15 protein-coding genes are annotated in these 12,461 nt (G+C 33.8%); 11 read left to right on the top strand and 4 right to left on the bottom strand.

The window, feature by feature from the left end:
• Positions 1-105 precede the first annotated feature (105 nt).
• The 6 genes from EV145_RS13305 (at position 106) to EV145_RS13280 (ending at position 4,805) form a co-directional block, all read left to right on the top strand.
• On the top strand, positions 106-573 hold the full coding sequence (locus tag EV145_RS13305) for a hypothetical protein (protein ID WP_133525689.1): 468 nt from the start codon (positions 106-108) through the stop codon (positions 571-573).
• A gap of 34 nt (positions 574-607) precedes the next feature.
• A complete protein-coding gene (locus EV145_RS13300) occupies positions 608-1,069 on the top strand; it encodes an SRPBCC family protein (RefSeq protein ID WP_133525688.1) in 462 nt (153 codons plus the stop codon).
• A gap of 44 nt (positions 1,070-1,113) precedes the next feature.
• Positions 1,114-2,217, top strand: coding sequence for a nuclease-related domain-containing protein (locus EV145_RS13295; protein WP_133525687.1), 1,104 nt, complete (start codon positions 1,114-1,116; stop codon positions 2,215-2,217).
• 88 nt (positions 2,218-2,305) lie between these two features.
• Positions 2,306-3,091: a peroxiredoxin family protein gene (locus EV145_RS13290; protein ID WP_133525686.1), complete on the top strand. Its 786-nt coding sequence runs from the start codon at positions 2,306-2,308 to the stop codon at positions 3,089-3,091.
• Positions 3,092-3,244: 153 nt separating this feature from the next.
• Positions 3,245-3,682, top strand: a complete 438-nt coding sequence (locus EV145_RS13285; protein ID WP_026982233.1) for an acyl-CoA thioesterase — start codon at positions 3,245-3,247, stop codon at positions 3,680-3,682.
• Between the two features lie 286 nt (positions 3,683-3,968).
• On the top strand, positions 3,969-4,805 hold the full coding sequence (locus EV145_RS13280) for a mechanosensitive ion channel family protein (RefSeq protein WP_133525685.1): 837 nt from the start codon (positions 3,969-3,971) through the stop codon (positions 4,803-4,805).
• A 1-nt stretch (position 4,806) separates the two neighbouring features.
• Here EV145_RS13280 and EV145_RS13275 read toward each other — a convergent pair whose 3' ends face one another.
• On the bottom strand, positions 4,807-5,499 hold the full coding sequence (locus EV145_RS13275) for a hypothetical protein (protein WP_133525684.1): 693 nt from the start codon (positions 5,497-5,499) through the stop codon (positions 4,807-4,809).
• A gap of 280 nt (positions 5,500-5,779) precedes the next feature.
• On the opposite strand from EV145_RS13275, the gene EV145_RS13270 reads away from it, so the two are divergent.
• The 5 genes from EV145_RS13270 to EV145_RS13250 all read left to right on the top strand — a co-directional run bounded on the left by EV145_RS13270 (position 5,780) and on the right by EV145_RS13250 (position 10,344).
• The gene (locus EV145_RS13270) at positions 5,780-6,772 is read left to right on the top strand and encodes an alpha/beta fold hydrolase (protein WP_133525683.1); all 993 of its coding nucleotides are present in this window, start codon (positions 5,780-5,782) and stop codon (positions 6,770-6,772) included.
• A 129-nt stretch (positions 6,773-6,901) separates the two neighbouring features.
• Positions 6,902-7,291: a DUF1398 domain-containing protein gene (locus tag EV145_RS13265; protein ID WP_133525682.1), complete on the top strand. Its 390-nt coding sequence runs from the start codon at positions 6,902-6,904 to the stop codon at positions 7,289-7,291.
• A 5-nt stretch (positions 7,292-7,296) separates the two neighbouring features.
• Entirely contained in the window at positions 7,297-8,151 is an 855-nt protein-coding gene (locus tag EV145_RS13260; RefSeq protein ID WP_133525681.1) for a ThuA domain-containing protein, read from the top strand.
• 7 nt (positions 8,152-8,158) lie between these two features.
• Positions 8,159-9,010, top strand: a complete 852-nt coding sequence (locus tag EV145_RS13255; protein ID WP_133525680.1) for a sulfurtransferase — start codon at positions 8,159-8,161, stop codon at positions 9,008-9,010.
• A gap of 62 nt (positions 9,011-9,072) precedes the next feature.
• The gene (locus EV145_RS13250) at positions 9,073-10,344 is read left to right on the top strand and encodes an ATP-binding cassette domain-containing protein (protein ID WP_243739263.1); all 1,272 of its coding nucleotides are present in this window, start codon (positions 9,073-9,075) and stop codon (positions 10,342-10,344) included.
• Positions 10,345-10,530: 186 nt separating this feature from the next.
• Here EV145_RS13250 and EV145_RS13245 read toward each other — a convergent pair whose 3' ends face one another.
• Genes EV145_RS13245 through EV145_RS22405 form a run of 3 tightly spaced genes read right to left on the bottom strand, consistent with a single transcriptional unit; the run spans position 10,531 to position 12,398 of the window.
• Entirely contained in the window at positions 10,531-11,577 is a 1,047-nt protein-coding gene (locus tag EV145_RS13245) for an RluA family pseudouridine synthase (RefSeq protein WP_133525679.1), read from the bottom strand.
• A complete protein-coding gene (locus EV145_RS13240; protein ID WP_133525678.1) occupies positions 11,567-12,187 on the bottom strand; it encodes a PASTA domain-containing protein in 621 nt (206 codons plus the stop codon). The genes EV145_RS13245 and EV145_RS13240 overlap by 11 nt, the downstream gene beginning before the upstream one ends.
• A gap of 40 nt (positions 12,188-12,227) precedes the next feature.
• Positions 12,228-12,398, bottom strand: a complete 171-nt coding sequence (locus EV145_RS22405) for a hypothetical protein (RefSeq protein WP_166638453.1) — start codon at positions 12,396-12,398, stop codon at positions 12,228-12,230.
• Positions 12,399-12,461: the final 63 nt, after the last annotated feature.

Genomic DNA, 12,461 nt, shown 5'->3' with positions numbered 1-12,461 from the left:
TTTATCTTTACATAAAAAATATTTTACGTTTTACGATTTTACCTCCCGATAAAATACTCGCCCTCACATCACAATACCATTTACTAACAACCAAAAACAAAAAACATGAGTGAAGAATTACAAGGCCAATTTGACGAATTTGAAAAAACAGGAATCATCAGAAGAAAATTGCTTCCTTGGTGGATTAAAACATTTTGCTGGATTTTTATGGTTCTAGCTGTTTGCGGTCTAGGCACGTTAATAGGAAGTGCTTTTTCAAATAATGTTCAATTATCTTTATACGGCTTTGAAACCAATACAGCATACTCTGTTATTGGAATTTTTCTTATCGCAGTTATGTCCTTAAAAGGTTATGCAGGATATTCTCTTTGGTTTGAAAAAGCAAATGCGATTTTAATTGCCAAAATTGATGCTATCTTAGGAATTGTTATTTGTGTAATTTCTATGGTTATACCTTCATTTACTGATGCAGATGATCATTTCTCTTTACGATTAGAACTTTTATTATTAATTCCGTACTTCATTAAAATTTACAAAATTGAAAACGAATGGAATAATGGCGAAAGTCTGTAGCAATCTCTAATGTTTAATCAATAAATAGACAAAAATGAAATCAGAAATCATCATAACAACGCCAGAATCAGAAATTGTTACGACACGAATTCTGAATTTTCCTCAGGAACTTGTTTTTAAAGCCTGGAGCGATCCTGATCATTTGAAAAATTGGTGGGGACCAAACGGCTTTACCAATACGTTTAATGAATTTAACTTTTGCGAAGGCGGAAAATGGGATTTCATTATGCATGGTCCGGAAGCAGGAAATTATGCCAATGAATGTGAATTCATAAAAATTGACAAACCAAATCTTATTGCATGGAAGCGTCATTCGAAACCATTGTTCCAAATCCTGACAACATTTGAAACTGTTGCCGAAAATCAGACAAAAGTTGTTTTTAAAATGCTTTTTGAAACAGTGGAAGAATGTCAGAAACTAAAACCTTACGTTGTCGATAAAAACGAAGAAAACTTTGATCGTCTTGAAGTTGAATTATCGAAAATGAAGTCCTAAAACATCTATCAAATATATCTTATGATCCCTAATCGAAAAAGAATATGTGTAGAGTTTATAACACAATCGGATGTCTGAATGCTATACAGTTAATGTTAGTAAAATATAATATTGACGAATTTCGCACGTTAAGTGAATTGATTAATTATCGGAAAAATTATCAGTTTAACGAACAAGAAATCATCTCTGATCATACTTTTTTTATAGAGCAAGAAAAATCAACTCTCGAAAAAGAAATCGCTGAATTAAATGAAGCAATTCCCCGAAATAAAAATGATCTTGAAGATCGGCTACGGCAACAACTTGATGATTTTAACCAAGAAATAGAAAATCTTCCTGAAACTAATTCTAAAATTATCCCAACAATACGGGACTATTGGCTAAATCTAATTATTTGTACAAAATTTTGGTTTGTACAGCTTCAATTTCAATATCATATTAAAACCTTCAATTATCAGGTAAAAAAATTACTTGCCGAAAAAAATAAACGTTTCGAATATCTGTCTGCAAATTTTCAAGAAGCAATAAATGAAAGCAGTTTTACACCGCTGCAGGCATTCGAGAAAAAAAAGGAAATAATTGAAAACCTGAACAATACGATTTACGGAGCTCTTGGCGAGCAAAAAGTGGAAAAGGCACTAAGAATACTCTCTGACGATTTTATTTTAATAAACGATTTTTGCTGCAATTTCAATCCTCCAATTCGTAATAAAATCAACAACGACAAAATTCACTCTATTCAAATTGACCATCTTTTAATTTCTACAGCCGGTATCTTTTTAATCGAAACCAAGAATTGGAGCAACAAATCAATAAATAATTCAGATTTACGTTCTCCTGTAGAACAAATCCTTAGAACAAATTTTGCGCTATATAAATTATTAACAGAAACGAAAAAGAAACGAAATTGGAATTTTGCCCGACAGCATTGGGGCGATAGAAAAATTCCGATCAAAAATATTATTGTCTTCACTAATAATAAGCCAATTGAGGAATTTCAATTTGCAAAAATTCTCACTCTGACTGAGCTAATACCTTACATCAAGTACTTTAAAGCAACTTTTACACCTGCTGAAACCGAGATGGTTGCCGAATTTTTGCTTAAATTTTCAGAACAAAAAAAAGCATTTTCTAAATTAAAATGCTAAAATACAGTATCTCCACTTGTATTTTTGAGGTAATTAGTTTTTTCATTCTTAAAAATCCTATATTTATAAAAAAACTAAAAATACCACTATGAAAAAAGTAATTTGTTTGTTGCTCTTGATGATCTCCTATTCCTTTTATGCACAAAATAAAGTCGCAAAAAAACCAGAAACTGTACTAATAGTCAACAATGAAATTGTTACAATGGAACAAGTTGAAAAATATGGCCAGGAAGGTTCTATCAAATCTATGAACAAAGGCGTATCAGAAGAAAAAAGAAATGAATTAGCTAAAAAATATGGTGATAAAATTGGTGACAAAGAATTTATAGTGGTTATTGAGATTTTTACTGAAAAAGAAAAACTAGAAAACAGCAAAAAAAGCGTTACCGAAGCACCAAAAAATGAAATTTCAAAAGAAACTAACGAATATCTTTTAAACATAAACGACACCGCTAAAGATTTTACTTTAAAACTGCTTGATGGCAAAACAATAAAACTGTCTGATTTAAAAGGAAAAGTTGTGCTTGTCAATTTTTGGGCAACTTGGTGTGCACCTTGCCTTCAGGAATTTTACGATGTCCCGGCAAAAATTACAGAACCTTTTAAAAACGACAATTTTATATTTTTGGCCATCTCAAGTGGCGAAGCTGAAAATCTCGTTCTGAAAAAAGCAACAAAACTAAAAAAAGACGGTCTTGATTTTAATTATGGAATCGATCCAGATAGAAAAATATGGAATGATTATGCTACCAATTCAATTCCGAAAAACTTCCTTATCGACCAAAATGGAGTTATAAAATTTGCAACCACAGGAAATGTTGAAGGAAATCTAGATAATCTGGCGGCTGAAATCAAAAAACTGCTTTCAAAATAAACTAAAGAAACTTTTCTATTAATCGAAATAAATTTTGGTTCGCCAGAAATTCCATTTGTTTTTATTCGTAATTTCGATCTTTAAAAAGATTGTCTTTTTAGACGAAACAATTTCGGCAGACAATCGCAATACAATTTAAATTACAATTACAAAATGGCTTCATTTATTAAAGAAATTTCTTTTCGCTGGTCAGATCTTGACCCTAATTTTCACGTTCGTCACAGTGCTTATTACGATTTTGGTGCACAGCATCGTATCGAAATCCTTGAAGAATTAGGTTTGACTTTAAGAGTGATGCAAACGCAAGGTTTTGGACCTGTTTTGTTTAGAGAAGAATGTGTTTTCAGAAAAGAATTAAAACTTTCTGACAAAATTTTTATTCATACTAAAACTTCAAAAATGAAAGCTGATGCTTCGCGCTGGTCTATCATTCATGAATTTAGAAGAGAAGATGACACGCTTTGCGCAACTATTACAGTTGACGGCGCGTGGATGGATACAAAATTGCGCAAACTAGCTTCTCCAACTCCAGAAATCGCAATCGAAGCGCTTAGCATTTTCCCAAAAAGTGATGATTTTGTGGGACTATAAAAACTAACAATATTTAACCCGTTGGACGCAATTATTAACACATAGGAACATAGATTTAGGATGCTTACAAAAGGCGTTTCACTTGTTTTAAACAAACATAACGCGCTATGCGTTAAAACTAGTTTCTTTTTAAGCTCTTTTCTACAAATAAAGCCTATGTTTCCATGTATTAAATAAAAATTTCACGCATTACACCTAACTGGTAATATTTATTTTAACTTTATAAAATCCAAAAAACAATATATAATAATTGTTTTTTGGATTTTTTTTCTCAAAATCAAAACCTATGATTGATTACACAAAAGACTTCAGAATTGCATTTGTAATTGCTTTAATTGCCATTACAACTATTATTTTGGGCGCTGTAACAGAAAAAACGCTGCGTTATTTTTTATACCGAAAATTAAGCGATAAAGAATATGATGCAACTGGTTTTAAGTTCTTAAAACACTTAATAATTACCGTAATTTACATTCTTGGCTTTGCTTTTGCATTAATTCAGATTCCCGAATTTAAAATCATCGGTCACTCCTTTTTAGCGGGCGCAGGCGTAATTTCTCTTGTTGCCGGTTTGGCTTCACAGCAGGCTCTGAGCAATATTGTGAGCGGTATCTTTTTGGTCATTTTTAAACCTTTTAAAATTAATGACAAAATAACCATTAACAACTTTGCTGGTACTGTAGAAGACATTAATTTAAGACAGGTTGTTTTAAAAGATGCTGAAAACAACCGAATTATAATTCCTAATTCAGTAATTAGCAATCAAATTATTGTCAATACAAATATGCTGGATACTAAATGCTGTAAAATAATCGAAATCGGAATTGGATATGATTCTGATGTCGAAAAAGCATTGGAAATCATCAAAAATGAAATTGGCAAACATCCCCTTTTTATTGATACTCGAACGGCAGAAGCTAAAAAACAAAAAGAACCTCTGGTTGTGGCGCGCGTTGTAGCTTTAGCCGATTCAAGCGTAAACTTAAAAGCTTGGGCTTGGGCAAAAAATTCGACAGAAGGTTTTGTGATGTATTGCGACTTACTGCAGAGCATAAAAAAACGTTTTGACGAAGCTAATATCGATATTCCGTATCCGCAAAGAGTGGTGACAATTAAAAAGTAATTTACTCAAACTTGAGCCCAAAGTTTACTTTTTCAAAAGTCGTGCTGCACGAAAGTGCAAATCGTCCGATATTTACAGTTCCGAAGATTCCCCCTACTGAATGTCCAGAATAAAATCCTCCAGCTGAAAATCGGCGAACCTGATATTTTAGCGCAATATCATTAACTCTGCTGCTGAGCTGACCAAAAGCAATAACGTTTGGGATAATTTCATAACTCCCAAAAATTTTCGGAACCAGTTTTTTATAATAATCAAAACTTTCATCTGTTTCATAATCAACACTTGTTGAATGCAGATTTTCGAGATTTCCGCCTATATAAGTATTTTCAGAAAAATGCCATGAAACACTAAAACCCGTAAAAGTTCCATCGTAACCGCTTCGAGATTCTAAATATCCGACTCCAATTGTGGCTCTGAACTTGCCGCATATTTTCCCGATGTAACCAATGTAAGTCCGGTCAATTTCCGATTTATCGATTCCAGCGCCAAAAATAACATCGTCATCACACATACTAAATGCGTACTGAAAATAAGCCGAATATTGATCCTTATTGGCCGCGACAACGCTTCGGCCTTTATCCAGATCGATATTTGCAGAAATTAAGGTTGAATTTATAACGGCGAAATCAAATGTGTTGATTTCTTGGGCAAATGTGGGGACTGTGAGCAAGAGCAAAAGTATTGTTTTTTTCATAATACATTTTTTTAGCTAACAACATTTTACTATAAAATTACAGACAATTTTCCTGTTAATAAAAGAAGTTCCCTAAACTGCTACATTACTCGTCTAAATGCATTATTTTCATAATCAGCATCATTTAATCGATAAAATTTCAATAAATCATCGTTTATTGGCATCAAAAACAATGAATGTATTTCGAATGCATTTTTTCTGATAATTTTAAGACATTAATCTTTGCATTTCAAAATGGTAACGGTAAATTTATACTTCTCAACATATAATCCGCTCAAAAATGAAAATTATAAAGCTTTTATTGTTTTTCTTCCCTCTTTTTGTCTTTTCTCAAGAGGTCAATATCAAACCCTTAGACATTAATCTTTCGAATTACGAATATCCGTTTCCTGTTCAGTTTTTAGAATTAAGCAACCAGCGACAATACATGCAAATGTTTTATATGGATATAAAGCCGGATAATTATAACAACAAAAATGTGGTCCTTCTTCACGGAAAAAACTTCAACGGAGCATATTGGGAAACAACCATAAAAGCGTTGACTGCGGCAGGTTTTCGTGTGATTGTTCCAGATCAGATTGGTTTTGGAAAATCATCAAAACCAGATAATTTTCAATATACTTTTCAGCAATTGGCAGAAAACACTAAAAAATTATTAGATCATCTCGGAATCGGAAAAGCAACTATTTTAGGACATTCTATGGGCGGAATGCTCGCTACGAGATTTGCTTTGATGTATCCGGAAATGACTGAAAAATTAGTTTTAGAAAACCCAATTGGTTTAGAAGACTGGAAATTAGTTGTTCCTTACAAACCTGTTGACTGGTGGTACGAATCTGAACTGAAACAAAACTATCAGTCCATCAAAAATTATCAAATGGAAAATTATTATAACGGAAAATGGAATGCCAATTATCAAAAGTGGGCAGAACTCGGCGCCGGCTGGACAACTGATCCCGAATATGATAAAGTCGCTTGGAATTCGGCACTTTTATATGAAATGATTTTTACACAACCTGTTTTGTATGAATTTAAAAATATTCAGGTTCCGACGCTTTTAATTATTGGAACAAGAGATAAAACTGCTTTAGGAAAGCCTTTAGTTTCTCAAGAAATCCAAGCAGAAATGGGAAATTATGCAGAACTAGGCAAACGAACTCAAAAAGCAATTCCGAATTCAAAACTGGTTGAAATTCCAAATACAGGACATTTGCCGCATATTGAATCTTTTGATCAATTTATAAAACCATTAATCGTATTTTTGAAACAATAATTTTTTTCGTCTGCCACGAATTACACTAATTTGCACTAATTTGCACTAATTATCTTCAGTTTTATTTTAAAAAAGATTCGTGGAAATTAGTGTAATTCGTGGCAAACCCTAACTAAAAAAACTAAAACTATGTTTACTATCGACCAAATCAAAGAAGCACATTCTAAAGTAAAGAGCGGTGCTGATTTTCCAAATTATATTCAAGATTTAATAATTCTTGGCGTAAAAGGATATGACACTTTTGTTCATGACGGAAGTGTAATTTATTTTGGATTAAATAATTATACCGCTGCCGCTGAGGAAAAATATCCTGAAATAAAAGTCGCTGATTTCCCAAATAAAGAACTTTTTATCGAACTTTTAGTAAAACACCAGCATGGCGAAACCGATTATATGACTTTTTGTACACATTGTGCGCAATGCGGTATTGCAAAATGGCGCGTTGATATTATCGCAATGACGTGTACGTATTTTGATAAATCGGAAAACGAAATTTTAATTGAAAAAATTCCTAGCTAAGAGAAATGACTATTTTTAATCAAAAAATAAAATTAGTTAGTAAAAGTATACTGCTAGCTCTTTTTCTAGTTTGTTTTGCAGGAATTGCACAGCATAAAAAAGAAAAATCAAAATTTAAAGTAATCGCTTTTTATACAGGCAAAAATGATCAGGCTCATATAAGTTTCGTGCATGAAGCCAATAAATGGTTTCCCAAAGCAGCAGAAGAAAATCATTTTGAATACGATTCAACTAGTAATTGGGACAACCTTAATGCAAAATTTTTAGCTAATTATCAAGTAGTATTGTTTTTAGATACAAGACCAGAAACTCCATCGCAGCGCGAAGCTTTCCAAAAATATATGGAAAACGGCGGCGGTTTTATTGGCTTTCATTTCTCGGCCTTTGCGCTAAACGATTCATCGTATCCGCAAAACTGGGATTGGTATCACAATACATTTTTAGGTTCTGGTGAATATGGAAGCAATACATGGCGCCCGACATCAGCAATTTTAAGAGTTGAAAATCAAGATCCGATAACTAAAAATGTTCCTAAAACTTTTAAGTCCCAGCCAAACGAATGGTACCGATGGAGCAATGATTTGACAAAAAATCCAGACATCAAAATTCTGTTAGCAATTGACGAAAGCAGTTTCCCTTTAGGGACTGGTCCAAAAGCACATGAAATATGGCACAGCGGTTATTACCCGGTAGTTTGGACCAATAAAAAATACAAAATGCTATACGTAAACATGGGGCATAATGATATTGATTATGAAGGCAAAACTAACAAAACCCTGTCGTATACATTTGAAAATGAAGCGCAAAACAAAGTAATTCTGAACGCTTTGCTTTTGTTTGGAAATAAAAAAAGTAAATAATTTCAAAATGTCAAACAAACTTTCTCCTATTATAAATTCTGAAGCATTAATTCAATTATCAAATTCAACAGCAATTGTTTTAATTGACGCCAGAGCCGGAATTAATGCACAAGAAAATTATCTAAAAGAACATTTAAAAGGCGCCCGATATATTGATTTGAACAAAGATTTGGCAACAGTCGACTGTAATCCGAAAAATGGTGGAAGGCATCCGCTTCCGTCGTTAGAAAAGTTCGCTGATGTACTTTCTAAAACAGGAATTTCTCCTGAAAGTCATGTCATTGTTTATGATGAAAAAAACGGTTCAAATGCGGCTTCAAGATTTTGGTGGATGCTGCGAGCAATTGGACACGAGAAAGTTCAGGTTTTAAACGGAGGCTTACAAGAAGCTGTAAAAGCTGGTTTTCCTGTAAGTTCTGAAATGGAGAATTTTGAAACAATAAAAAATTATCCAATTTCAGAATGGAAATTAAAAACAGCCGATATCGAAGAAGTCGAAAAAGCTCGAAATAACAAAGAAAATATAGTAATTGATGTAAGAGATAAAAATCGATTTGATGGCCTTACAGAACCGCTGGATTTAATCGCAGGACATATTCCCGGAGCTGTAAATGTTCCGTTTAGCGAAAACTTAGATGAAAATGGCCTTTTTAAATCTCCTGAAATCCTAGCTAAAAAATATTCCGAAGTTTTAGAAAACAAATCATCCGAAAATGTAATTGTACACTGTGGCTCAGGCGTTACGGCTTGTCACACACTTTTAGCAATGGATTATGCCGGAATCGATATTCCGAAACTTTATGTCGGTTCATGGAGCGAATGGTCGAGAAATGACCGCGAAATGGCGACGAAAAACTAAATAAATATTTTTTTGCCACAGATAAAGCAGCAAAAGATGAATCATTCTAACCTGTGAAATCTGTGGCAAAAGAAACTTTTAATAATACAAAAATGCAACACTGGGACATTCTTTTATCTAACCAGGTAAACAAAAAGGCTTTTATTGAAAACATACTGAACGGCGAGGCAAAAGGAGATTTAGCCGTTTTTAATAATCAAAAAGGGATTTTGTTCTCTGACATCGCGATTGAAAAATTCATCGAAAAAGAGTACCAATATGACAGTGTAGAAGCTTCTCCAGAATCTCATCGTCAATTGAGAACCTTTTCATCAGGCGAACGCAAAAAAGAATTTCTAAAATACTGCATCAATCAGAAACCAGATTTTATCATTTTTGACAATCCGTTTGATCATTTAGATCAGGCTTCAAGAGTAATTTTGGCAGATTCTTTAAAAGATTTAACTAATGATATTGCTATTATCCAGCTTTTAAACCGTGTTGTTGATGTTTTGGAATTTGTTCCGAACAAAGCACAGATCAAGGACAATACTTTTGAACTGCATCCAATTTCAAAAGTTGAGAATCATTTCAAAACCTTAAATGCATCGGCAATCCCAAAAGCGATTGAACCGCATTCTTTCCCCGAAAGCGAATTAATAAAATTAGAAAATGTTTCGGTTAGTTACGACGAAAGAAAAATTCTTGACACTATTTCGTGGACCATAAAACAAGGTGAATTCTGGCAGTTAATTGGGCCAAATGGTTCTGGAAAAAGCACTATTTTATCACTAATTACAGGCGATAATCCAAAAGGATTCGGACAGGATTTATTTTTATTCGGAAGAAAAAAAGGAACTGGAGAAAGCGTTTGGGACATCAAAAAACAAATTGGAATTTTCACAACTTCTATGACCGATTTATTTCAAAAAGGACACACTTTAGAACAAATGATTCTTTCCGGTTTTTTTGATTCCATCGGACTTTACAATGAACCGACAACACATCAACAGCAAATTGTATCACAATGGTTGGACGTAATCGAAATGACGCATTTAAGAAAAAAACGTTTCATTGATCTTTCTATCGGCCAGCAAAGAGTTGCGCTGATTGTCCGTGCCGTTTTAAAGCATCCGCCATTATTAATTCTAGACGAACCTGTAGAAGGTCTGGACGACGAAAATGTAGATTTGGTAATTCAGCTAATCAATACAATTAAGCAAGAAACAAACGTTACGATTTTGTATGTTTCGCATAGAATAGAACAAGGCCTAGCTCCTACTTCGATTTTTGAGCTATTACCAAATCCAACAGGATCAATCGGTAAAATAAAATATCACTCAGAATTGAACTGAAATTTTTACCATTAAGATATTAAGTTAATTAAGTTTTTGCGCTTAATTTTTCTTCTTAGAATAGTAAGCCAGTTAAAGTCTTAGCTTAATTAACTTAATATCTTAATGGTAAAATAAAAAAAGCCCCAAAAGGAGCTTTTTCAATATAAGAAATTATCTAATTTTCAAATTGACAAATTATCTAATTTAAGCATCTTCATCTTCAGTATTATGTGACTTCACATACGTACGCCATTTTTCAATACAATCCTGAAAATCTTGAGGCAATTCTGTATCAAAACGCATTAATTCGCCAGTATTTGGGTGAACAAATCCAAGCGTTTTCGCATGAAGCGCCTGACGTGGCAATGCTTTAAAACAATTTTCTATAAACTGTTTGTATTTTGTAAACGTGGTTCCCTTCAAAATCAAATGCCCGCCGTAACGCTCATCATTAAATAACGGATGCCCAATATGTTTCATGTGCGCACGAATTTGGTGTGTTCTTCCTGTTTCCAGTTTACACGAAATCAAAGTCACATAACCAAAACGTTCTAAAACCTTATAATGTGTAATGGCAGGCTTTCCAATTTCAGGATCAGCAAAAACTGCCATTTGCATACGGTCTTTTAAATGTCGTGCCAAGTTTCCCTCAATCGTTCCGCTTTCTTCTGCAACATTCCCCCAAACGAGCGCAATATATTCGCGTTCAGTTGTTTTAGCTTCAAACTGTTTTGCTAAATGCGTCATTGCAGCTTCCGTTTTGGCAACAACCAAAAGTCCCGAAGTATCTTTATCAATTCGGTGCACCAAACCAGGACGTTCACTGCTGTTCATTGGCAAGTTATCAAAATGATGTGCCAATGCATTTACAAGAGTTCCTGTATAATTTCCGTGTCCCGGATGCACTACCATTCCTGGCTCTTTATTGATTAACAAAAACGCATCGTCTTCATACACAATATTGATCGGAAGATCTTCTGGCAGAATATGATTTTCGTATGGCGGATGCGATAACATAACCGTTATCACATCAAAAGGTTTTACTTTATAATTTGATTTTACCGGAATATCATTTACAAAAATGTTTCCTTCAGTTGCCGCGTTCTGAATTTTATTACGCGTGGCATTCTGAATCAAATTCATTAAATATTTATCAATACGCAAAAACGCTTGACCTTTAGGGACTTCAAATCTGTAATGTTCGAATAATTCATCTTCCAGATCTAAATTTTCTTCAATATTATTGTTCATCTTGTGGGGTTTCTGCAGGCACGGCTGTACTATCTGTTGCCTGACTATCATCTACATAACTCGCTTTTCCGTCACCTAAAACCAAATCAATTTTAGACGCTTTCAATACACGGTCTCCTACTTTTAAATTTCTGCCTTTGTAACGCATTTCAAGAACCATATCTTTTCCAAGATTCGGAATATAAGTAATGGTTCCCGGCTCAAGTCCTAAAGCTTTCAAAGTTGGAACCGCTTCACGATACGTTTTCTCAATTAAATCAGGAATCTTAACCGATGAGAATCCAGACGAGTTAATTTTAATATATATTTTTCTTCCTACTTTCACTTTAGTTCCCGGCAGCGGATCCTGCTCAACAACACTAAATTTCGGATATTCACTACGGTAATCAACACTATCCAAAAGCACATAATCTAAGTCCAGTTCGTCTAATTTCTCTTCAACCTGTTCTTCAGTCAATTTTGCTAAATTCGGAACCGCAATTTCGTGTCCGTGATCAGTTGTAAAAGTCAACCAATGCATAAACAAATAACCCAAAACTGCAATGATAGCTGCCGCAGCCAATAATTGTAAAAAAAATACGCGGCTAGTTAAATACTTACGTAAACTCATAAATTAATTTTTAGTTGAGGCAAAGATAAAGTATTTCATTTCAAAAAAAATGATAATTTTGTTTAAAACAAGAAACTCGCCCGATTGTTATTCTAAGCGAAGTCGAAGGATAATTTTCAGAAGCTGTTTCCTGCTGTCCGCTGTATCTTTTATGGTGAACCCCACCATAAAAGGATGCCGCTCCCATCAGGGCTAGGGCACTCGGTTTCAAAAGAACATTTTGTTTTTATTAGAATAACCACAATATTGTCAGACTGAGCGAAGTCGAAGTCTA

Origin of the sequence: Flavobacterium sp. 245 (assembly GCF_004362055.1) — a bacterium.
Classification (GTDB): domain Bacteria; phylum Bacteroidota; class Bacteroidia; order Flavobacteriales; family Flavobacteriaceae; genus Flavobacterium.
This window is presented reverse-complemented; position numbering and strand designations above follow the sequence as displayed.

Bases quoted from the DNA above. Each gene is read 5' to 3' on its own strand.
- EV145_RS13305 (WP_133525689.1), top strand. From the start codon at position 106: ATGAGTGAAGAATTACAAGGCCAATTTGACGAATTTGAAAAAACAGGA.
- EV145_RS13300 (WP_133525688.1), top strand. From the start codon at position 608: ATGAAATCAGAAATCATCATAACAACGCCAGAATCAGAAATTGTTACG.
- EV145_RS13295 (WP_133525687.1), top strand. From the start codon at position 1,114: ATGTGTAGAGTTTATAACACAATCGGATGTCTGAATGCTATACAGTTA.
- EV145_RS13290 (WP_133525686.1), top strand. From the start codon at position 2,306: ATGAAAAAAGTAATTTGTTTGTTGCTCTTGATGATCTCCTATTCCTTT.
- EV145_RS13285 (WP_026982233.1), top strand. From the start codon at position 3,245: ATGGCTTCATTTATTAAAGAAATTTCTTTTCGCTGGTCAGATCTTGAC.
- EV145_RS13280 (WP_133525685.1), top strand. From the start codon at position 3,969: ATGATTGATTACACAAAAGACTTCAGAATTGCATTTGTAATTGCTTTA.
- EV145_RS13275 (WP_133525684.1), bottom strand. From the start codon at position 5,499: ATGAAAAAAACAATACTTTTGCTCTTGCTCACAGTCCCCACATTTGCC.
- EV145_RS13270 (WP_133525683.1), top strand. From the start codon at position 5,780: ATGAAAATTATAAAGCTTTTATTGTTTTTCTTCCCTCTTTTTGTCTTT.
- EV145_RS13265 (WP_133525682.1), top strand. From the start codon at position 6,902: ATGTTTACTATCGACCAAATCAAAGAAGCACATTCTAAAGTAAAGAGC.
- EV145_RS13260 (WP_133525681.1), top strand. From the start codon at position 7,297: ATGACTATTTTTAATCAAAAAATAAAATTAGTTAGTAAAAGTATACTG.
- EV145_RS13255 (WP_133525680.1), top strand. From the start codon at position 8,159: ATGTCAAACAAACTTTCTCCTATTATAAATTCTGAAGCATTAATTCAA.
- EV145_RS13245 (WP_133525679.1), bottom strand. From the start codon at position 11,577: ATGAACAATAATATTGAAGAAAATTTAGATCTGGAAGATGAATTATTC.
- EV145_RS13240 (WP_133525678.1), bottom strand. From the start codon at position 12,187: ATGAGTTTACGTAAGTATTTAACTAGCCGCGTATTTTTTTTACAATTA.